The 21,015-nt window shown below is 42.0% G+C and carries 21 protein-coding genes; 9 read left to right on the top strand and 12 right to left on the bottom strand.

Annotated elements, in window-relative coordinates; translation table 11 throughout:
• Window positions 1-31: 31 nt before the first annotated feature.
• The 7 genes from purU to JZU62_RS10265 form a co-directional block, all read right to left on the bottom strand.
• Entirely contained in the window at window positions 32-871 is an 840-nt protein-coding gene (purU, locus tag JZU62_RS10295) for a formyltetrahydrofolate deformylase (protein ID WP_295014494.1), read from the bottom strand.
• 25 nt (window positions 872-896) lie between these two features.
• Window positions 897-1,259, bottom strand: coding sequence for a hypothetical protein (locus tag JZU62_RS10290; RefSeq protein ID WP_295014492.1), 363 nt, complete (start codon window positions 1,257-1,259; stop codon window positions 897-899).
• On the bottom strand, window positions 1,250-1,498 hold the full coding sequence (locus JZU62_RS10285; protein WP_295014490.1) for a tetratricopeptide repeat protein: 249 nt from the start codon (window positions 1,496-1,498) through the stop codon (window positions 1,250-1,252). The genes JZU62_RS10290 and JZU62_RS10285 overlap by 10 nt, the downstream gene beginning before the upstream one ends.
• On the bottom strand, window positions 1,486-2,562 hold the full coding sequence (gene leuB / locus JZU62_RS10280) for a 3-isopropylmalate dehydrogenase (RefSeq protein WP_295014488.1): 1,077 nt from the start codon (window positions 2,560-2,562) through the stop codon (window positions 1,486-1,488). The genes JZU62_RS10285 and leuB overlap by 13 nt, the downstream gene beginning before the upstream one ends.
• A gap of 3 nt (window positions 2,563-2,565) precedes the next feature.
• Complete coding sequence (locus tag JZU62_RS10275; protein ID WP_295014486.1) at window positions 2,566-3,069, bottom strand: 3-isopropylmalate dehydratase small subunit; 504 nt, start codon at window positions 3,067-3,069, stop codon at window positions 2,566-2,568.
• Window positions 3,070-3,169: 100 nt separating this feature from the next.
• Entirely contained in the window at window positions 3,170-3,958 is a 789-nt protein-coding gene (gene flgG / locus JZU62_RS10270; RefSeq protein WP_295014484.1) for a flagellar basal-body rod protein FlgG, read from the bottom strand.
• Window positions 3,959-3,975: 17 nt separating this feature from the next.
• Window positions 3,976-4,788: a flagellar hook-basal body protein gene (locus tag JZU62_RS10265; protein WP_295014482.1), complete on the bottom strand. Its 813-nt coding sequence runs from the start codon at window positions 4,786-4,788 to the stop codon at window positions 3,976-3,978.
• Between the two features lie 147 nt (window positions 4,789-4,935).
• Between JZU62_RS10265 and rpoD the strand changes: the two genes are divergently transcribed.
• Window positions 4,936-6,798 (top strand): RNA polymerase sigma factor RpoD, encoded by a 1,863-nt coding sequence (gene rpoD, locus JZU62_RS10260; RefSeq protein ID WP_295014480.1) that lies wholly within the window; start codon window positions 4,936-4,938, stop codon window positions 6,796-6,798.
• On the top strand, window positions 6,798-7,484 hold the full coding sequence (locus tag JZU62_RS10255; RefSeq protein ID WP_295014478.1) for a hypothetical protein: 687 nt from the start codon (window positions 6,798-6,800) through the stop codon (window positions 7,482-7,484). The genes rpoD and JZU62_RS10255 overlap by 1 nt, the downstream gene beginning before the upstream one ends.
• On the opposite strand, the gene JZU62_RS10250 is transcribed toward JZU62_RS10255, so the two are convergent.
• The 3 genes from JZU62_RS10250 to hemL are packed head-to-tail and all read right to left on the bottom strand — an operon-like array spanning window position 7,459 to window position 9,485.
• A complete protein-coding gene (locus JZU62_RS10250) occupies window positions 7,459-7,896 on the bottom strand; it encodes a hypothetical protein (RefSeq protein ID WP_295014476.1) in 438 nt (145 codons plus the stop codon). The genes JZU62_RS10255 and JZU62_RS10250 overlap by 26 nt on opposite strands.
• Window positions 7,897-7,899: 3 nt before the next feature.
• Entirely contained in the window at window positions 7,900-8,202 is a 303-nt protein-coding gene (locus JZU62_RS10245; RefSeq protein ID WP_295014474.1) for an AtpZ/AtpI family protein, read from the bottom strand.
• The gene (gene hemL, locus JZU62_RS10240; protein WP_295014472.1) at window positions 8,202-9,485 is read right to left on the bottom strand and encodes a glutamate-1-semialdehyde 2,1-aminomutase; all 1,284 of its coding nucleotides are present in this window, start codon (window positions 9,483-9,485) and stop codon (window positions 8,202-8,204) included. The genes JZU62_RS10245 and hemL overlap by 1 nt, the downstream gene beginning before the upstream one ends.
• Window positions 9,486-9,587: 102 nt before the next feature.
• Here hemL and tgt point away from each other — a divergent pair, with 102 nt between their 5' ends.
• A complete protein-coding gene (tgt, locus tag JZU62_RS10235; RefSeq protein ID WP_295014470.1) occupies window positions 9,588-10,709 on the top strand; it encodes a tRNA guanosine(34) transglycosylase Tgt in 1,122 nt (373 codons plus the stop codon).
• Between the two features lie 5 nt (window positions 10,710-10,714).
• Here the strand turns inward: tgt and JZU62_RS10230 are convergent, their stop codons facing one another.
• Window positions 10,715-11,083, bottom strand: coding sequence for a hypothetical protein (locus tag JZU62_RS10230; protein WP_295014468.1), 369 nt, complete (start codon window positions 11,081-11,083; stop codon window positions 10,715-10,717).
• A gap of 215 nt (window positions 11,084-11,298) precedes the next feature.
• On the opposite strand from JZU62_RS10230, the gene JZU62_RS10225 reads away from it, so the two are divergent.
• From JZU62_RS10225 to JZU62_RS10215, 3 genes are read left to right on the top strand one after another with little or no spacing between them, the layout of a single operon-like run.
• Entirely contained in the window at window positions 11,299-12,081 is a 783-nt protein-coding gene (locus JZU62_RS10225) for a pyridoxine 5'-phosphate synthase (protein WP_295014496.1), read from the top strand.
• Window positions 12,069-13,004: a 4-hydroxythreonine-4-phosphate dehydrogenase gene (gene pdxA / locus JZU62_RS10220; RefSeq protein WP_295014466.1), complete on the top strand. Its 936-nt coding sequence runs from the start codon at window positions 12,069-12,071 to the stop codon at window positions 13,002-13,004. The genes JZU62_RS10225 and pdxA overlap by 13 nt, the downstream gene beginning before the upstream one ends.
• Window positions 13,004-14,500 carry a hypothetical protein gene (locus tag JZU62_RS10215; RefSeq protein ID WP_295014465.1) on the top strand — a complete coding sequence of 499 codons (1,497 nt, stop codon included), beginning with the start codon at window positions 13,004-13,006 and terminating at the stop codon, window positions 14,498-14,500. Before pdxA ends, JZU62_RS10215 begins: the two co-directional genes overlap by 1 nt.
• A 6-nt stretch (window positions 14,501-14,506) precedes the next feature.
• On the opposite strand, the gene nspC is transcribed toward JZU62_RS10215, so the two are convergent.
• Window positions 14,507-15,652 (bottom strand): carboxynorspermidine decarboxylase, encoded by a 1,146-nt coding sequence (nspC, locus tag JZU62_RS10210; RefSeq protein ID WP_295014463.1) that lies wholly within the window; start codon window positions 15,650-15,652, stop codon window positions 14,507-14,509.
• Window positions 15,653-15,822: 170 nt separating this feature from the next.
• Between nspC and JZU62_RS10205 the strand changes: the two genes are divergently transcribed.
• From JZU62_RS10205 to JZU62_RS10195, 3 genes are all read left to right on the top strand, one after another.
• Complete coding sequence (locus tag JZU62_RS10205) at window positions 15,823-18,216, top strand: HD domain-containing phosphohydrolase (protein WP_295014461.1); 2,394 nt, start codon at window positions 15,823-15,825, stop codon at window positions 18,214-18,216.
• A 13-nt stretch (window positions 18,217-18,229) separates the two neighbouring features.
• Window positions 18,230-19,549, top strand: a complete 1,320-nt coding sequence (locus JZU62_RS10200) for a surface lipoprotein assembly modifier (protein ID WP_295014459.1) — start codon at window positions 18,230-18,232, stop codon at window positions 19,547-19,549.
• Window positions 19,550-19,563: 14 nt separating this feature from the next.
• Window positions 19,564-21,015 (top strand): FecR family protein (locus JZU62_RS10195; RefSeq protein ID WP_295014457.1); only part of this gene is annotated, 1,452 nt, incomplete at its 3' end.

Below are 21,015 nucleotides of genomic sequence, written 5' to 3'. Positions count from 1 at the left end.
TCTGCGGATGGACTAAAACGATGTTAAACATTTAGAAAATAATCGTTTTGTTAGTGTGGACAAATATACGATCTTCCAATGCCAGCTTAAGGGCTTTTGATAGGACGATTTTCTCAACATCACGCCCTTGTCGCTGCATCTCTTCCCAACCGTGCGCGTGGTTGACATGGATAACGTCTTGAGCGATAATCGGACCTTCATCTAAATTGTTATTAACAAAATGAGCCGTCGCACCGATAATTTTTACACCGCGCTCATACGCTTGTTTATACGGATTGGCTCCGATAAATGCGGGAAGAAACGAGTGGTGAATGTTAATGATTTTATCCTCATACGCTTCGACGAAGCGGGGAGTCAATATCCGCATGTATTTTGCCAATACGATGTAATCGATCTCGCCGAGCGTGCCGAGCTGTTCCAATACACGACGTTCATGCTCATCACGATCACACCCCTCGTGCGAAACCGTATAAAATGGGATATTGAATTTTGAGACCAACGGTTCAAGTAAATCGTAATTGGAAACAACACCGACAATATGACAATCAAGTTCACCCGCTTCATAACGGATCAATATATCGCCTAATGCATGAGATTCTTTGGTCGCCATCAATACTACCCGTTTTTTACGCGGCGCAATCACTTCAAGATGGGCGTTACTCGGCAAAACCGCACGCAATTCGCTTAGGAGTGCTTCAGGGGCAATTTCACCGGCGACAACACTGCGCATAAAAAATTTATTGTGTGCTTTATCAACGAATTCGTTATTTGAAATAATATTGAGATTACGGTAAAAAAAGATACTTGATACTTTGTATACCAACCCTTTTTCATCATTACAATCGATCAATACACGGTAGTGTTCAGTCATTTATCCATCCTCATCTAAAAACGGTTTACGATTCTTTTATAGTTTCTAATCGATTATCAATCGTGGCAAGAAGATATTCAAAAAAGTTAAGTGTTAGGTCTACTTTAGCTTCGATTTGTTTGTTATTTGGGGACTGGAATCCTTCGAATAGAACCAATAAACGTTCCCGAATCCCCTCTAACATTCGTGCTTCATCGTCACGAACAACGTGAACTGTCTCTATGATTTTTTGAACGGCTTCAACTATCGGTGGAGCTATAATCACTCTCTCTTCTTTTAGAAGCGGCTTCTCTTCTCTTAGTACTTTTGTATTTTCCGCTAAATCTTGGGTAATGGATAACTCTTCAATTTCGGCTAACGTAGATAATATGACATCTTTTAATTCCATGCTTTCATTAACCACCTTTCAAATTGAATAAACTCAGCCTCTTCTTCCATATCGATGAAAAAAGTTTTCATTTCGTTATTGACACCTAAAAATTTTTTACGCATCCCCGAGAGTCGGCGAATAGCGATTTTTGCATCGGCATTCGTCGGCTCTTTTTTTAAAATTTCTTTGTAAATTTCAAGAGCATCTTCTTTGAGCCCTTGAAGCTCGTAGATATTGGCGAGGGTTAAAGTTTGCATTTGGCGGCAAAATTAGCGATGATGGAACCCATCTCGCTGGTAGAACAAACTTCTTTAGCACCAAATCCCGCGATATCTTTCGTACGATACCCCTCAGCAAGTGCTTGTTTAATACCGTAGTCGATACGATCCGCCGCTCTATGTTCATTTAGAGCAAAACGAAGCATCATTGATGCACTCGCAATGGTAGCAATCGGATTAGCGATCCCTTGCCCTGCAATGTCAGGAGCAGAGCCGTGAATCGGCTCATAGACACCGATTGCGGCACCAACTGAAGCAGAGGGGAGCAACCCGATAGAACCGGAGAGCATACTTGCCTCATCACTGAGAATATCACCGAAAATATTACCTGTGAGGATAACGTCAAATTGGCGTGGATCACGGATTAACTGCATAGCCGCATTATCGACATACATGTGGCTGAGCTCGACTTCAGGATATTCCTTTGCCACTTCTTCAACCACTTCGCGCCACAACTGACTTACGTCCAAAACATTAGCTTTATCGACCGAACATACCCGTTTTGAGCGATCCATCGCGATTTTAAACGCAACGTGAGCGATACGGATCACTTCATCACGGGTATAGACCATCGTGTTCCATCCGCGATTCTCATCTCTCCCTTTCGGTTCACCGAAATAGATTCCGCCGATCAACTCACGGACAACCATCAAATCGACCCCTTTGACGATTTCCGGTTTCAATGAGCTAGCATTAACGAGTTCGTCATAAACATTCGCAGGGCGTAGGTTAGCAAATACCCCAAGCTCTTTACGGAATCGGAGCAATCCGCTCTCAGGACGTTTTTCTCTCGGTAGGGTGTCCCATTTAACGCCACCGATAGCACCGAACAATACAGCATCACTTGAGAGTGAAATATCAATCGTCTCTTGTGGCAGAGGATCACCCACAGCATCGTAAGCACATCCACCCATAAGGGCTTCTTGGTAATTAAACTCTAAATTTTCGCACGCCGCTACCGCGTCTAAAACTTTAACCGCTTCATCCACGATCTCAGGACCGATTCCGTCCCCTTTAATGAGGGCTATTTTATAACTTTTCATCAATTATTTCTCCCGTGCTGCTATTTCAGTTTCTGCATAATTCATCAAACCGCCTGCGGCGATCAACTCCTGCATAAACGGTGGTATCGGGATAAAGTTATATACTTTTCCGTTTGTCGTGTTGGTGATAGTTCCCGCATCCATATCAACACTGACCGATTCACCCTCTTTGATCTCCAAACTCTCAGGAAGTTCGAAAATCGGCAATCCCATATTAAACGCGTTGCGGTAAAAAATACGGGCAAACGTCGGTGCGATAACAGCGGCAACACCCGCTGCTTTAAGTGCGATAGGGGCGTGTTCACGAGACGAACCGCATCCAAAATTTTCATCGGCAACAATGATGTCGCCCGGAGTCATTTTGCTCACAAACGTCGGATCAGCATCTTCCATAACGTGCTTAGCAAGCTCTTTGGGGTCTGAAGTGTTGAGATAACGGGCGGCGATAATAAGGTCGGTATCAATGTCTTTACCGAAATTCCAAACTTTACCTTCAATTTTCTGCATCGAAAAATCCTAATAGTTACGTAAAATTAGTGTGGATTATAGCCTATAAGAGTTGAAAGAGTTTTAAAACCCCGAAAAAGGGATTTAATAGTGATTAATATTAACGTTTCAATCCGTTGGTTGTTGCCAACATTTCATCACTGGTGGTAATGACTTTAGAGTTAGCATCGTACGCACGTTGCCCTGTAATCAGATCCGTAAGCTCAACAACCAATTGAACGTTGGAAAGTTCCACAAATCCTTGACGGATATTTCCAAGACCGTTATCTCCTGGAGTCCCCTCAACTGGCTGACCCGAACTGTCCGTTTCGACGAAAAGATTATCTCCCGTCGCATGTAAACCGGCAGGATTGATAAAACTAGTTAAGGAAATTTGTCCTACTTGCGTCGCTTGGGCTTGACCTGCTTGGGTAACACTGACGATACCGTCTGTTCCGATACTAATATTGGTTGCATCTTCAGGAACTACCACTTCGGGGATAACTGTATATCCGTCTGAGTTGACCAATGTTCCGTTTTGATCAACTTTGAACGAGCCGTTACGTGTATAAACTTCCGTACCATTTGGAAGCTGAAGTTTAAAAAATCCTCTTCCGGTGATCGCAAGGTCAAGCGTATTATCCGTCTGTTTTAAACTTCCCTCGGTAAAAATTTTATTTATCGCGGTAGGACGAACCCCTAGACCCACTTCAATACCTGTCGGTGATTTGGTTGTATCACTGGTAGAGGTTCCGGCATAGGTCATAACTTTATACATCAAGTCGGCAAATTCGGCACGGGATTTTTTGTATCCCATGGTGTTAACGTTGGCAATATTATTTGCGGTCGTATCAATTTGAGTTTGCATTGCCAGCATCCCGGTAGAGCTGGTGTAGAGTGATTGCATCATTGTGTTATCTCCTTAACTTATCGACGTGTAACTGCGAGTTTTTCAATCGCATCACGGTTTAGATCATTCATTTGTGAGTCCATCGCTTTTTGATACATCCCCACCAAACGGTTAGCTTCGACGAGGGCAATCATCTCATTCACCGCATTTACATTACTTTTTTCCACAAATCCTTGCATTACACTTCCACTATCTGCCTTAGCGATCAAAGGATCGGCAGCGTCAGGAACATAAAGATTTTCACCCTCTTTTGTAAGCATACGAATATTTTGCGGTTCTACGACTAAAAGCTTTTTATTCGCTACCATTTGAGTTGATCCAGGGACATTGGTAGAAACCTGACCGTTTTTATCGATGGTAATGACACTGTCTTGAGGATTAAAGACAATCGATGTTTTATCCGATGCAAGAACCTCATGTCCTTGTTTATTAACTAATTTTCCTTCGTCATTCATGGTGAAAGTACCATCACGACTCAAACGTGTTCCTTGAGGTGTTTTAACTGCAAAAAACTGTCCCTCTTTGGCTAGAGCTAAATCAAATGTATTATCGGTTCGTTGCAATGAACCTAAACTATGATCGGTATAGGCATCGGTAATTTGAGGAACTCGACTCATCGAACGATTAAAATACTGCGCTGCATCTTCGGTATTGTTCGCAATCGGAAGTTCACTTTGTGCCGTTTTATACAAACGTGCAAAATCACCCGTAATTAATTGATCTCGCTTGTATCCAGCAGTATTGGCATTGGCTAGGTTCGACGCAATCGTGTCCATACGATTAAACTGCGCTACCATTCCCCCTGTTGCCGCATAATATCCGGTCTGCATTTATCATCCTTGTGGAGTATTGAGGTTTAGTGAGCAACAAGTGTTCCAAAATATAAAGCAGTCATCCATAGAATTCAAAAAAAACTATTTAAGAAATATTTCGGTATAATCCACCTCTTTTTAAACCGTTAAGGGAGTCCTCCTCGTATGAGCGTCAAAGATCTAAATAAACATCTCGAAACCCTATTTACCGAACATAAATCCAAGAATTGTCTCACTTATGAAACAATCGTTGATCCTTTTGACAAGCAACCTACCCTTGCACAAGCAAAAAACATCCTTAAATTGGCACAAAAACATAAAATCTGCCTCTTTACCTCTTCCGAACACGCCAAGATGCTTAATCAACAAGAAGCGGCGGCAAAACGTGCTGCACAGCTGAAGTTTATTGAAGAGGCGAGCGGAGATGAGTTTGATATTCTCAAACAACATGAGCTCCTTGAGTGGTCACGCTCGGATTCTCCCGTACGTATGTATTTACGTGAAATGGGACAAATCCCCCTTCTAACCAAAGAAGAAGAGGTTGAAATCTCTAAACGTATGGAGATGGGTGAGGGAATCATCATCGATGCAATCTGCTCTGTTCCTTACCTAATCGATTTTATCCTTGACTATAAAGATCCGCTTATTAACCGCGAACGTCGCGTAAAAGAACTTTTCAAAAGTTTTGAAGAATCCGAAGAAGAAGAATCCGAAGATGACAGCGATGACGATGCTGATGAAGAAGAGACAAATGAAAAAGCCCCTTCGCTAAAAGATAAAAAACGGGTAGAAAAAGTCGTAACCTCTTTTAAAGCGCTTGAAAAAGCGAAAAAAGAGTGGGTCAAAGCAACTGAAAAAATGTTGGAAGAGTGCTCGATTGAAGAGATGGATGCCGATTACGTCCTCTTCTTCCTCAATGTCAGCTTCAAGAAAAAAATGTTGAAAGAGGCATTGTTGGATCTCGGGCCAACCTCTAAACTTATCAATGAGCTTGTCCGTTCTATGGAAACCGCATTGCGCAGTGATGAGGGATTTGATCGCGAGTTGAAACGTCTTGAGTATAAGCTCCCTCTTTTCAACGATCAGCTTAAAAAGAATCACACGTTGATTTTGAACAAAATTTGCGATTTGACCAAAGAAGAGATTTCAACCAAAGTTCCTGAAGCAACGATGGTAAGCACCTATATGGAGATCAAAAAACTGATCCAAACCAAAGAGGCTTCCAAAGGTGGGTTCAACATGGAACCCGATAAACTTGCCGACATTTTGGAACAGATCAAACGGGGTAAAAATATTTCCGAAGTTTCTAAAACTCGTATGGCAAAATCGAACCTCCGTCTCGTTGTCTCCATCGCGAAACGTTATACCAACCGTGGTCTACCATTCCTCGATTTGATCCAAGAGGGAAATATCGGGTTGATGAAAGCGGTCGATAAATTCGAATACCAAAAAGGGTATAAATTTTCGACCTACGCGACATGGTGGATTCGTCAGGCGATCAGCCGCGCTATCGCAGACCAAGCACGTACGATCCGTATTCCGATCCATATGATCGAGACGATCAACCGTATTAATAAAATTATGCGTAAACATCTCCAAGAGCACGGAAAAGAGCCGGATGTCGAAACCATCGCGGAAGAAGTGGGCTTGTCGGTTGAGAAAGTTAAAAACGTCATCAAAATCACGAAAGAGCCTATCTCTCTCGAAGCCCCTATCGGGAATGAAGAGGACGGGCGTTTCGGTGATTTCATCGAAGATAAAATGTCCATCTCTCCAAGTGATGCCGTTTTGAAAGATGACCTCAAAGTGCAAATCGAAGGGGTTCTTGAGCAGCTCAATGAACGTGAAAAAGCGGTTATCAAAATGCGTTTTGGTATCATGGATGACGAAAGTGACCGTACTCTCGAAGAGATCGGAAAAGAGCTCAATGTTACCCGTGAGCGTGTTCGTCAAATCGAGAGCAGTGCGATCAAAAAACTCAAGCACCCTAAAGTGGGTCGCAAACTCAAAAACTATATCGAGGACTGATGACGTTTGATCAGCAGTGGATTGAGTACGATTTTAATCCGTTTATCCTTTTTAACTCTAGCGGAAAGATCGTATCACTCAACACCGAGGCACAATATCTCCTCGGTGCCATCGAAGCTTCGGCTATCTATAAAATAGCCACTACCTATGCTAGTTCATCCTTCGGTTTTAAAACCACTTTTTTAGAACTCGAATTCGGACGGTTCAAATTTTTCGGTATTACAGTCGGATATGAGGATGAAGAACAAATCGGAATCCGCCTCTATCAGCTCCCCTCGTTTCAGTTCACTGCTCAAAAACCAAACGGTCAGTTAGTCAACGTTTACACCCTCATCGATCTGTGTATCAGTTCCAACTCTATCGGATCTCAAACCAAATACACCAAAGAGCTCGATCCGACTATCCCTGAAATACGGTTGCAAACGGAGTGGTTTATCAAATTACTCAATAAAATCTATACCTCTATGGCAGGGAATGAAAAAATCGTTACCCGCCTCTTTTTCCGAGTAGGAGAGCATATCAAATTTGAAGGTGAGAAATATTCCATCTTCTCGATCGAAGTGTCAGCCGAAACAATCAATCGCAGATATCTCTCTGAAATCACCCACTTAGCCGAAGAGAATAACCTCTTCGTCGATTTAAAAGATCAAAAAGTTACGATTAATGTTCCGATGATTGTGAAATAAATAATTTTTTAGCAAGCAGATACCCGATAGGCATTCCTACCGCTAACCCGACCAAATAAGGGAGTATGGATAAGGCATGGCTATTTTTGAGGGCAATAAATCCTAAGATCAAAAAAGCATACGGGAGTAATCGGTAGAGCGAAACCATCGCCGAAGCATTTTGGGTTGTATTTTTGATAATATTACTCTTTTGACGCGCTTTTTCCTCTTTTATCATCGCTTTGATGTCGGTAATTTCCGCTTCACGCTCTTCTTCGTACAGATCATACGGATCATCCATCTCATCAATCGCATCTTTGAAATCGTCAATTTCGCTGTTTTCGATGCGGCTTTGAATCATGTTTCGATACGAATAGAGAGACCCTCCGATAATCAGCATCGAAGAGAGCATTGCGACTAAAAAACTAATCATACATTAGTCCTCGTCGTCATCGTCATCGACTTGTTTTCCCATGTTGTAGCGGGGATCTTTTGCTAACTTTTCAAACTCTTTGTATTGCTTACTGTAGGCTTTATAGACGTTTAAAATTGCGGCGGCGATACCGATGGCGACACCGATCCAAAGAAGCCATGAGATACCAGTGAGTTTTTTAAGTCCCAATCCTATCCCAACCCCGATCAGGATTGCAACCACCATCGAAATACCCAGTGATAGGGTTTCCGCCCCTTCAATGATCGGTTTTAAACGTGGTTTTTGTTCTTCTTGATTTTCTTCCACTACAGTTCTCCAAATATTTTGTTCGCCGCCGCAATCGTCTCTTCGATCATCGTATCGGTCGTAGCCGTACAAATAAATCCAGTCTCAAACTGTGAACACGCAAAATAAAACCCTGCATCCAACATTGCAGCATGGAATTTGGCAAAACGAGCCGTGTCACTTTTAAGTGCTTCGGCGAAATTGCTGACCGCTGTATCGCAAAAGAAAAATCCAAACATCGAGCCGCGAACATCCGTTTGCAATCCGATATTGTGCTTTTTAGCCGCATCCGCAAAACCGCTCATCAAACGCTTCGCTCGCTCTTCAAGAACACCGAATACTCTTGCATTGGTTTTAAGCTTGTTAATAGATGCAAGACCCGCCGCCATCGCCACAGGATTTCCGCTCAAGGTTCCCGCCTGATACACACCACCCTCAGGAGATAGATGTGCCATAATCTCGCGACGTCCACCGAACGCACCGACAGGCATACCGCCGCCGATCACTTTACCCAGCGTTACCAAATCGGGCTTGGTTCCCGTAATACTCTCTGCTCCATGCAAACAAGCACGGAAACCACTCATAACTTCGTCGAAAATGAGGAGTGCGCCGTACTCGTCACACACCGCTCTTAGCTCCGCGAGAAAATCTTTGGTCGCGGGAACTAGCCCCATATTTCCGGCAATCGGCTCGATGATGACACAGGCGATTCCTGGACTATCTTGGAAACATTTTTTGACGCTCTCGATATTGTTGTATTCAGCAAGCAAGGTGTGTTTGGTGAAATCCGCAGGTACCCCAGGAGAGCTAGGTGTTCCGAATGTCACGGCACCTGAACCCGCTTGAACGAGCAACGCATCGCTGTGACCGTGGTAGCATCCCGTGAATTTGACGATATCATCACGACTCGTAAATCCGCGAGCGAGGCGGATTGCACTCATCACCGCTTCGGTTCCGCTACTGACAAAACGGATTTTCTCTATTGAGTCATAGATAGAAATAATCAGTTCAGCAAGCTCTGACTCCGCTTCGGTCGGCGCACCAAAACTGAGACCGTGTTTGACCGCTTCGATCACCGCATTTTCAATCGACTCATCACGATGTCCGAAAATCAACGGTCCCCAGCTCTGGACATAATCGACGTAACGGTTCTCATCGATATCGACCAAGTATCCACCCTCTCCGCGTGCGATAAAACGGGGAATCCCGCCGACGCTTTTAAAGGCACGTACTGGGGAGTTTACACCGCCTGGGATAAGATTTTGGGCTTTTTCAAAGGCTGCTTGAGAGTGTTCAATGCTCATAAAATTTCCTGCTTAAATATTTTCGATATTATAGAGCGTAAATGCTTTGGAGTTGCCTATAAACCCAATGTACGGTAAAATTACGAAAAAACAAGGTTTTGAATGGAATTTAAGGTCGATGCCACCTGCGGCAAAGCACGAGCGTGTACCATCACCACGGCACATTCGACGATACAAACCCCTATATTTATGCCGGTGGGGACGGTAGGTTCGGTCAAAGGGCTTGATATGGCCGATATGACCGATCTTTTAGATACTCAAATTATTTTAGCCAATACCTACCATACCTATTTGCGTCCCGGGGATGAGACCATCGCAAAGCTCGGAGGATTACACGGATTTACCACCTATCCGAAGAGCTTATTAACCGACAGCGGCGGGTTTCAAGCATTCAGCCTCAGTGATATCTCCAAACCGACCGAATCGGGGATCGAATTTCGCTCACACATCGACGGAAGCAAACACTTTTTTACCCCTGAAAAAGTGATCGACATCCAAAACAATCTGAACAGTGATATCATGATGATCCTCGATGATCTCGTCGCCCTCCCCGCTACACAGGAGCGGATTAAAACCTCGATTCAGCGAACTACCCAGTGGGCGCAGCAATCGATCGACTACCACCGCAACAATCAGACTAAAGGGATCGGTCTCAACCAAAACATCTTTGCAATCATCCAAGGGGGGACAGACTTTAAGTTCCGTACCCAATCGGCTGAAGAGCTGTGCGCAATGGATTATGACGGATTTGCTATCGGGGGGCTCTCTGTCGGAGAAGCCAATAACCTCATGTACGATACCGTAGAGCACACGACACCGCTCATGCCGAGCGACAAGCCCCGCTATCTGATGGGGGTTGGAACGCCTGAGGATTTGGTCGAGAACATCGAGCGGGGAGTCGATATGTTCGACTGCGTTATGCCAACCCGCAATGCCCGTAACGGAACCCTCTTTACGACATTTGGGAAAGTCAATATCAAAGGGGCACGCTATAAATACGACTCTGAACCTATCGATCCTGCGTGTCAGTGCTACACCTGCCGTCGTTACAGCCGTGCCTATCTAAACCATTTGTTTCGTTCTAAAGAGTTGACCTATTTTCGTCTCGCATCGCTTCATAACCTCCATTATTACCTCTGGTTGGTACGTCAAGCACGTGAAGCGATCTTAGCTGGGAAATTTGTTGAATTCAAAAAAGAGTTTTATTCAAAACGCGAAAAATAAAGTCGTTAATTCGACTTTTGTAAAATATCTACACCTATCTCTTTCAATCTTAAATATCCTAAGAAAAAAACGATCAAAGGTATCAAGAAGAAAAGAGATAATAGCCCTATCGTATCACCCCAACTTATTCCCGCATCTTTTGCAGCTATCATCGTAATTGCAATAAACATATAAAACATAATGGTAAGACCAATGGTAAATTTATTTACTATAAACGCAGAAATAAATGGGATTTTAAATAGATACCAAGCCACGATATATACTATCAAAAACTTTATCAGCCCTTCTGTCGGAGCATCTGTAGGAGCATTCAAACTACTATAAGCAACGATAACCTGCAATGTATATAAAAACCAAAAAAACTTACGGTTCATTTGCTTTCCTTGACAGAATTAAAATATAAAATAATGTAGCATAATGATATATAAAAAGCAATAATTAAAAGAACACTGGAAGCTAAACAATACCCTTTTAATGAGTTCTTTTAGTATAGATTGTAGGATATAATTCGTTGATAAATTCTATATGTTCACTATAAGAAAATCTAACATAAATTAAAAGGATTTTTATGCACGTCGCCAATCCTATAATGACCCTTGGGGTCAATATTGACCATATCGCCGTCCTACGTGAAGCCCGTAAAATCAACGATCCCGATCCCCTCATGGCTCTTAGTATCTGTGCCCAAAGTGGTGCCGATCAGATCACGATTCACTTGAGAGAAGATCGCCGCCATATCCACGATGAGGATGCTCATCGTATTATTGCGTCGTCTCCTCTCCCCGTCAATCTGGAGTGTGCTATTGAGCCTAGTATCATTGATATCGTGTGTGCTTTACGTCCCCACCGTGCTACTTTAGTCCCCGAGAAACGGGAAGAAGTGACCACAGAGGGTGGGTTGGACGTTTTAGGAAAGTATGATTTAATATCAACTGCTATTAAAAAATTGCACCAACACGAAATCGAAGTTTCCCTCTTTGTCGATCCGACACTTGAGGCAATCGAGGCAAGTGAACGACTAGGTGCAGAGTGGGTGGAGCTTCATACCGGAAGCTACGCGAACCTCTATGCCATGCGCCACAGCGCCCTTCCCCATTCCCATCACGCTATTGAAGAGTTAAAACTTAGCCGAAACGAATTAACAGAGCGTTTAGAAAACGCTTATGGCACTATCGTGGATGCGGCAAATTATGCCCGTTCGCTCGGACTCAAAGTTGCCGCAGGTCACGGTCTGAATTATCAAAATGTTGCCTCTATCGTGATGATCGATACCATCGAAGAACTCAACATCGGTCAAAGTATTATTGCCCGCTCCGTATTTACCGGATTAGCAAGTGCGGTATCGGATATGAAAACATTATGCCAGCGCTAAAACGCCTCGCGATCAGCGTTGGAGACCTCAATGGTGTAGGATTTGAAATCATCCTAAAAGCCCATAATGTGATCAAACACCTCTGCGCTCCACTCTATTGCATTAACTACACGATGGCACATCAAGCGGCGAACTTATTGCATAGACAAATACCTAATGATTTTCAAATATTCAACGTTTCGGGTGAATTTACCATTGAAGCGGGGAAAGTATCCGCGCAAAGCGGTCAATACAGCTATGATTCTTTTATCGCCGCCGTAGAGCTTGCCAAGAACCATCATGTTGATGGTATTGTTACCCTCCCGATCCATAAAGAGGCATGGATGATGGCCGGTATTCATTATGTGGGACATACGGACGCATTGCGCGATATTTTTCAAAGTGATGCGATTATGATGCTCGGATGCGAGAAACTCTATGTCCCCCTCTACACCGAACATATCCCGCTTCGCGAAGTAGCCTCTCATATCCAGAGTGATAAATTAACCTCATTTTTACTCCAACTCTACGCCACAACTTCGCATAAACCCATCGCCGTACTGGGGCTTAATCCCCACGCTGGAGATCATGGAGTACTGGGTGACGAAGAGCGATTTATCGAATCTGCCATAGAGAGTGCCAATCATCATCTCGGAAAAGAGGTTTTCATAGGACCTATCGTCCCCGATATCGCTTTTACTCCCTACTTTCGTGAGCGTTACTCGATGATAGCCGCCATGTATCACGATCAAGGATTAGCTCCCCTCAAAGCACTCTATTTTGAGGAGGGAATCAATGTCTCTTTGGGACTGCCGATCATCCGAACCTCTGTCGATCATGGAACAGCCTTTGATATCGCGTACCAAAACAAAGCATCTATTCTAAGCTATAAAAATGCCCTCTCAGCGGCTTTGAAATTTATTGATTCTAAAAAAGAATCGTAATGAACCCCCGAATAATTTCAGACATTGTTTCCCTCCTGGATGAAATCATTCCAAGACATCTTTATGCCCTCGATTTTTCAACCGAACACTATAAATCTCTCCTTTCATGCCTCATGGTCAACACCAATGAAACTCTCTTTGATGACAAAAAAAGTGCTATTCGCAAAGCGATAATCAAACATTTTTCGAAAAGTTATCAAGAGATTGAATTGCAGGTTACTTTTGCCTCCTTTGCCCTCAAAAAGAAGTATATCGACCCTAAGAAATCAGAAGAATATGATCGAATGCTTCATAAAAACAACTCCATATTAATCGATATATATGAGCGAAAATCCGATTTTTCCCCTCTCCCGTATTTGGTCTCAATCCCAGAAAAAACACGAAGACCGATATTTGAGAACTTTCTTACTGTAGAGAATAATCTTGATAATGCACGTCAAACAATACGACGGCAGACGGAACTAATATTCGATCTGGATGTTAAAGATATTCTTTTTTTTATCCGTGGTCGTATAACAATACGCCACTACACTCCCCCTCAAAAATTTCCTGACGGAGTAGATAAACGATTTGGCGGTGAATCGGTAGAAGATATGGAAGCGATGTATAACGCCTATTTTCCAGAAGGTGCATGGGAACATGTCGAGCCCTTTCTTGGAGAGGTGCTCGAAGAGAAACTAAATTTTGGGGTGATCGATAATCAAACGTTTACCCGAACCTTTATCCCCGTGTTTCGCTCCATGATCGAAATTCTCTTGCTTGAAATAATACAAATCGAAGATAGAGCAAAAATAGAAGGATTTACCGGTTACGTGTTACGGCAGCTATTTCACGATATCTTTATCTATACCGCGAAAAATCTTTTGCAATTTATCGAAAATCGTGACAAAAATGCAGAAATGTTCATCAAATATTTTTCGGATGAAGTCATTATCGACACCAATGGAAACAAAATTAAAAAATACGCTATTGTAGATACAAAGCAACAAAAATGGAATTTCAGCGCTATCCTCTCGATTATGATGCAGTATAAACAAGTTAAACAAAAAATACTTACGCAGAAAGAGACGATAAAAATTTCTGAAAAAGAGCTAATCCAATGTCAAAATGAGTTGGTTGAAGAAAAAAAGTCTAAGGATGCAACTACCGATTCATTAGCCGATTTACAAGAGACTATTAGTGAAAATGAAGCAGCAATAGAGAGGGTTAAACTCAAAACGGGAGAGACACCCGAAGAGGAACTTTCGTTAAAATCACAAGTAAATAGACTTAATTATCATCAAATAGAACTTTTTGATATGAAAAAAAAGATTACCACGCAGATTGAAGTTATTAAAAATAAAATTGCTAATAAAATCAGCGAACTTACCCGCCGTCAACGAAAACTTGATAACGAAAAAAAAACATTACAAAGTTATATGGAGCAAATGGCTACGATCTTAGAAAACTACGAAATGGTTTCGGAAGCACTCGCTACCGTCCTTACAAAACGCTAATACCTCTTAAGAGAGGCGGTTACGATAATCCTCATAGCCGAATTCATGGACGATTTTGAGTTCACCCTCTTTTGTCCAAATTGCGAGGGATGGGAGCTTGATCCCGTTGAACGTCGTATTTTTCACAAACGTGTAATGGATCTGATCTTCGAATATAATCTTATCCCCTACTTTGAGCGGTTCATCGAATGAGTAATCACCCATAATATCCCCCGCCAAACAGGTATTGCCACCGAAACGGTAAGTATAGGTCTTCTCTCCCACCTCTCCTGAGCCTCGAATCATTGCACGGTACGGCATTGCAAGAGTATCTGGCATATGTGCTTCAGCAGAGGTATCAAGAATCGCGATATCCATACCGTTGTGAACAATATCAAGTACCGATGCGACCAGCGGTCCTGTCTGCCATCCAATCGCTTCACCGGGTTCGAGATAGACGGTAATATCGTTATGTCGCGCTTTAAATCCTTTGATAACCTCAATCAAACGTTCCACATCGTAGTCAACACGGGTGATATGGTGCCCTCCTCCGAAATTAACGTATTTTAGTCCATCAATGTAAGAGCCGAACTTTGATTCAAACGCTTCAAGTACCCCCTCCAACGCATCGACGTTTTGTTCGCAAAGGGCGTGAAAGTTCAGCCCGTCGAGTTTGCTCACAATGCTCTCATCGAAATTAGCTAGCGTCGTCCCCAAACGGCTGTAAAGACCGCACGGGTTATAGAGATCGACAGGGCTAGAGGAATATTCGGGATTGACACGGAGTGATACGGAGATATTCGGATTGATTGATTTAACTCGATCATAATAGCGGTCAAACTGCGAAGGAGAGTTAAATACGATATCATCGCTGATACGGGCAATCTCGTCTATATCTTCGTCTTTGAACGCCGGAGAGTAGGTATGAACCTCTTTGTTCATCTTCTCACGAGCAAGTTTCGCCTCATGCAATCCGCTCGCCGTACATCCATGGAGGTATTGACTCACCATCGGAAAAGTCGACCACATCGCAAACCCTTTGAGTGCGAGGATGATTTTGGCCCCCGATTCTCTCTGTACTCGTTCCATCAGTTGAAGGTTTTTTTCTAAAAGAGCCTCTTCGCAAATATAACACGGTGTGTGGGGCAGAAGAGAGAAATCGATAGCGCGCATGGATAGTCCTAAAGGAGAGTTTTAATGATGTGATTGTAGCATAGAGTGATTTCTTCATGATTAGAATATATTTTAATATCCTCTTCACACCATAGTCGATATAATTTATCAATTATGATTTATTCAAAATTCTGATTACATACTATTACTAACTAAAAGTAAGGATTATTGTGGAATATATTGAATTTTTAGGAATCAGCGGTACCAAATCTACCTCTCATGGAACAACCTGCTTACGAGTTTCAAAACATAGTGTCATTGATGCCGGAAATTTGATTCAAGGAATGGGTATACATATTTACGATATTGAACATATTTTTATCACCCATTCTCATCTAGATCATATCATAGATATCCCTTTTGTAGCTGATCTTTTTGTTATCAGACAAACTAAACCTCTTAAAATTTACGGTCTTAAAAATACTCTCGATGATTTACGCCAATTTATTTTTAATCACCGTATTTGGCCTGATTTTGAACAAATAAATCTCCTAAATCATAATGATAAAACGATCCAATTTATTGAAATTAGTCCAGATGAACCCTACCAAATAGATGGAGTTACCCTTACCCCTTTTAAAACCAACCATACCGATGGAAGCTGCGGATATATGATTGAGCATAATGCCAATGGAGTTTTGTTCACATCGGACACCTATAAATGTAACAAGATATGGGAGATAATAGATGAGAATCCTCATATTCATTCCCTTATAGTCGATGTTTCATTTCCATCACGATATCAGCAGTTAGCAAATGACAGTAAGCATTTAACCCCACAAATCCTTTCCGAAGAATTACTGAAGTGCACACGCCAAGATTTTCGTATTTTTCCGATACACATGAAACCGTTACTCGAAAACAGCATCATAGAAGAACTCACCTCATTGGGAATTTTAGAGCGAGGCGGTCATGTTTTAGAGAGTTTTGAATGTCTCCCCTATGATCCTTCAGAGAAAAAGCCAAATTTTTTCCAACAAGGGGGTCATTCCGTAATCTCTCAAATTATCGCTATTGGAGCCGCCCTATCCTCGGAAAAAAATATCGATACACTGTTAGAAATGATTATCAGTCAAACGAAGCTTCTAACCCATGCAGATGGGGGGACCCTCTATCTTTACAATTCTCAGAAGAAACAGCTGGAATTCAAAGTAATTCAAAACGATTCCATGGGTATCAAGATGGGGGGAACATCAGGGGAGATCGAATGGAGCCCGCTTAATCTTTATGATGCAGAGGGAAATAAAAACAATCACATGGTTGCCGTAGTTTGTGCACTGGATCAGATCATTGTTAACATCCCAGATGTACACAAATCGACCAGTTACGATTTTAGCGGTACCATTGCTTTCGATAAAAATACGGGGTATCGTTCTGAATCGATGCTGGTATTACCTCTAAAAGATCATGAAGACAATCTGATCGCGGTTCTTCAGCTCATCAATAAAAAAGAGGGGGATGGCTCTATCATCGCTTTTGATCACAATGATGAAGAGATTGTTGTCTCATTGGGTTCGCAAGCCGCCGTTGCCCTAACCAAACAAAAACTTATCAACGATTTGGAACTTTTACTCGAATCATTTTTAAATACCATCAACGTTGCAATTGAAGAAAAATCTCCTTATACGGCCGGTCACATCGATAAAATGGTCGATCTATCCATGAGTCTTGCACGTGCTATCTCTGAAGATAAAGAATATTTTCCTCTTGTCTCCTACAACGAAGATCAAATCAAAGAGCTAAAGTTTTCAGCCCTAATGCATGATATAGGAAAAATAACGATTCCAGAATATGTCATCGATAAATCAACGAAACTTGAAACCATATATGATCGCATAGAGAACGTTAAACTTAAATATGAAATTCTAAAGCGTGATGCTCATATCGAATATATAAGCAAAAAGTGTAGTACAGATAATGCATCTGAACTAAATCGGGTTGAATTAGATTATCAAGCGCTTCTCAATACATTGGATAGTGAATTAGCATTTCTATGCGAGATCAATGAGGGTGCTGAGTTTATCAGCAATGAAAAAATTGATAAAGTTCGGCAAATCGGAGAACGGACGATTATTTTAAATGATATCGAGCAATCTCTTTTAAATGCGGATGAAATTGAAAATCTTTGTGTTCAAAAAGGGACACTCACAGAAAAACAACGTCACATCATTAACAATCATGCAGCCGTCAGCCATCGAATGCTCAATCAGCTCCCGTTTCCACGTAAACTTGCACGTATTGCTGAAATTGCATCAGGCCATCATGAAAAAATAAATGGCAAGGGGTATCCACTGGGACTTAAAGGGGATGAACTGAGTTTTGAAGCACGTATTTTGGCTATTGCTGATATCTTTGAAGCCCTTTCAGCTTCAGATAGACCTTATAAAAAAGCCAAAAAACTTTCAGAAGTGATGAAAATTCTCTATTTTATGGCAAAAGATGGCGATATTGACACCGATATTGTTCGATTCTTTTATGAAAGTGGTCTTTATCTCCGTTATGCCAAAGAATCTCTAAAAGTAGAAAATATTGATGAGGTAACACTCGATTTTACTAATTTATAACCAAAGGAATAGCATGAACCGATTTCGATCTATTGCCTGTATCAGTGCCTTACTCTTTTCATTACAAGCCCATGCTCTAACGCAAAGCGAACAAGACTCTTACCTAGAAGCCAAAAAACTATACGCTTCCAAATCCTTCAGTGATTCATACACCATTTTATCCTCTCTCTATCTCAATGCGTTGGATAATCCTGAACTCAACTATTATTTAGGAAAATCTGCCTTTGAAGTAGGTGAGTTTACAATGGCACTTGCCGCGTTTGAACGGATATCAATGCTTGATCCGAATAATGTTAGAAATTCTTTGGAACTTGCCCGTACCCAATATCATGTAGGTTTATACTCCGAATCCGAAGAGGGATTTAGAAATATTTTACAGAATCCGGCTCTTCCTGAAAACGTTCGTTTAAATATTGAATATTACTTGGGTGCTATCGCTAAAAAAGAAGAGCGCAGCTTTTTCTTTATCTCAGCCAAAGCAGGATTTCTATACGACTCCAATGTCAATTACGGCTCTGCAAATGATACCTATACCCTTCCTGGATTTGGGACATTCACATCTTCAGACCCTCGAAGTGACTTGGCGCATGAAGAGAGCCTTAATTTTACTCACCTCTACGACTTCGGTGCTCAAGGTGGAGCCATGGTGCGCAATCAGGCCAGTATTTATAACCGAAGCTATTTCGATGAGCACGATTACAACATCGTAGCACTCTCCTATAATCCGGCATTGGTTTACAACGACCAAAAATCTTCATACGAGTTAATTGGTGGGATTGATAGATTGAAGCTAAGCGGAGAAAATTACTATACTGCCTACTCCCTCCAGCCTAAATGGATGTACAGCTATATGCCATCACTACGACAAACGGTTGCTCTTAAACTTGGTCGTAAAAACTATATTCAATCAACAGATAGCGCGTTAGATAGCCGAAGTGCAGAAGCTAATGGTGCTTTAGAATATTACCTATCACCATCGAGCTCATTGCGAGGCGATCTTGTAGCTTCACGTCAAATCAGAAACAATGGGGATAGAATCGATGTCAATTACAATGAAATCAGTACCAATATCCTCTATACCAACCAGTTCGTTCCGACTACTATTCTACAAGCAAATGTTAATTTTAAAAAACGCTCGTATGATGATTACAGTACGCTTTTCCAGTCGTATCGAACCGATAAAACCTCATATGGGTCTCTCAATCTGATTCAGCGTTTGTCCAATGCCATCTCATTAGAAATCATGGGAAATTATAACCGTACTCATTCGACCCTTTCCGTGTACAGTTTCGATAAATACACGCTCTCCATGAGCTTATCCGCACGATTTTAGGAGACACAATGAATATGTTTATCAGATTACTTCTCTTTGTTACCCTTGGGTTCTCTCTTTTGGAAGCCTCAGTCGGCAAAATCACCGCTTTAAGCGGAAAAGCTACTCTCGAACGCGGCAGCAGTACAATACCCGTCACCCTCGGTTCCTCATTAGAAGCCAAAGACAGCATTATCACAACCAACGATGCCAAAGTACAGCTGACCTTTAACGATAACACCATTATCACCGTTGGTAAAAAAAGTAAGTTTTCGATTGAAGAATACCTCTTTGATGCCACTACCGAATCGACGGCTAAATTCAATATGGTCAACGGTACCATCCGTGCCATGAGCGGTAAAATCGGTAAAATAGCCCCCGATCGATTTGCCGTCAAAACAAAAACTGCTACCATCGGGATTCGGGGTACCGATTTTATTATCCAAACCTCTCCTACCGGGGAAAGTCAGTTTTTTTGTATGCAAGGTGCTATTACCATACAATCCAGTGATGGTGCAGGAATGATTCTTATTCCTGCCGGTTCTTATATAACGATATCTCCATCGGGGAGCATAAGCGAAGTAAAAGAATTTACCCCTGCTGAAGTCAACACCCTTTTGCAGAATGGTTTAAGTGCCACAACGGTTCATACCAATGAAGAGACTACTAAAATTGACCTTGATTCAGTTGTTGAATTCGTAGCACAAACTTCATCTGAACCACAAGGCGAAAGTTTAAACATTCAAAATCTCATAACAGAGGTGGGATACACCCTTACAACAGAGAATCTGAGTAATCCAACTGACATGACTCCGAAAATTTTTACCGGATTTACAACCTTTTTAGATCGACCGCAGGGTGTGGGAAGTGTTGGTTCCGGGGGTGGAACACTTACTCTTACCTCTATCCCATCATCTCAGAGTGTAACGGGAACTATCGATCTACCGTCGGTATATAAAATCATTCATCTTGGTTCAATTAACAGCTACAATACTGTCGATACATTTGATGTCAAACTCGCTTCTATAGAAATGTCAGGCGTAGAGACACCGCTCATATCACCTGCACATCTTTGGACTACATCTGAACCCGAACAAAATGACTATTTGTCATGGGGAGAGTGGGCAATAAACCCAGATCCTATGATAGATTCTGCAGATCGTATTGTTCACGGATTTTGGGTAGCAGGAGTTCAAACCCCCTCTAGTATCATTAACGGTTTTCGTTATGATTCAGTCAGTATGACCTATTCAGGCAATGTTATCGGTGAAGTACAAACTGTTAATGCCGATGGAACCTATATCTCATCAGCACCGATTAGCGGCGGAACGATCAATATGTCTGTTAATTTTGGTGCAGACTCTTTTAACGCTGATATTCAAGCCAATGAATACAGATTAGGCTTCTCGGGTGAAATATTTACCAATAAATTGAATGGATCGCTCGATACGTTTTCAAATGTTTCTGAATCTTTTTTCAATTCCACA

The organism is Sulfuricurvum sp., assembly GCF_019163035.1.
Classification (GTDB): domain Bacteria; phylum Campylobacterota; class Campylobacteria; order Campylobacterales; family Sulfurimonadaceae; genus Sulfuricurvum.
Note: the sequence above shows the minus strand (reverse complement) of the source record. Positions and strands in the feature narration are given on the sequence as shown.

Coding starts and splice junctions, on each gene's coding strand:
- JZU62_RS10250 (WP_295014476.1), bottom strand. CDS start 7,896: ATGATTAGTTTTTTAGTCGCAATGCTCTCTTCGATGCTGATTATCGGA.
- JZU62_RS10285 (WP_295014490.1), bottom strand. CDS start 1,498: ATGCAAACTTTAACCCTCGCCAATATCTACGAGCTTCAAGGGCTCAAA.
- JZU62_RS10230 (WP_295014468.1), bottom strand. CDS start 11,083: ATGAACCGTAAGTTTTTTTGGTTTTTATATACATTGCAGGTTATCGTT.
- tgt (WP_295014470.1), top strand. CDS start 9,588: ATGGAATTTAAGGTCGATGCCACCTGCGGCAAAGCACGAGCGTGTACC.
- nspC (WP_295014463.1), bottom strand. CDS start 15,652: ATGCGCGCTATCGATTTCTCTCTTCTGCCCCACACACCGTGTTATATT.
- JZU62_RS10265 (WP_295014482.1), bottom strand. CDS start 4,788: ATGCAGACCGGATATTATGCGGCAACAGGGGGAATGGTAGCGCAGTTT.
- pdxA (WP_295014466.1), top strand. CDS start 12,069: ATGCCAGCGCTAAAACGCCTCGCGATCAGCGTTGGAGACCTCAATGGT.
- rpoD (WP_295014480.1), top strand. CDS start 4,936: ATGAGCGTCAAAGATCTAAATAAACATCTCGAAACCCTATTTACCGAA.
- flgG (WP_295014484.1), bottom strand. CDS start 3,958: ATGATGCAATCACTCTACACCAGCTCTACCGGGATGCTGGCAATGCAA.
- JZU62_RS10290 (WP_295014492.1), bottom strand. CDS start 1,259: ATGGAATTAAAAGATGTCATATTATCTACGTTAGCCGAAATTGAAGAG.
- hemL (WP_295014472.1), bottom strand. CDS start 9,485: ATGAGCATTGAACACTCTCAAGCAGCCTTTGAAAAAGCCCAAAATCTT.
- leuB (WP_295014488.1), bottom strand. CDS start 2,562: ATGAAAAGTTATAAAATAGCCCTCATTAAAGGGGACGGAATCGGTCCT.
- JZU62_RS10200 (WP_295014459.1), top strand. CDS start 18,230: ATGAACCGATTTCGATCTATTGCCTGTATCAGTGCCTTACTCTTTTCA.
- JZU62_RS10215 (WP_295014465.1), top strand. CDS start 13,004: ATGAACCCCCGAATAATTTCAGACATTGTTTCCCTCCTGGATGAAATC.
- JZU62_RS10255 (WP_295014478.1), top strand. CDS start 6,798: ATGACGTTTGATCAGCAGTGGATTGAGTACGATTTTAATCCGTTTATC.
- purU (WP_295014494.1), bottom strand. CDS start 871: ATGACTGAACACTACCGTGTATTGATCGATTGTAATGATGAAAAAGGG.
- JZU62_RS10275 (WP_295014486.1), bottom strand. CDS start 3,069: ATGCAGAAAATTGAAGGTAAAGTTTGGAATTTCGGTAAAGACATTGAT.
- JZU62_RS10225 (WP_295014496.1), top strand. CDS start 11,299: ATGACCCTTGGGGTCAATATTGACCATATCGCCGTCCTACGTGAAGCC.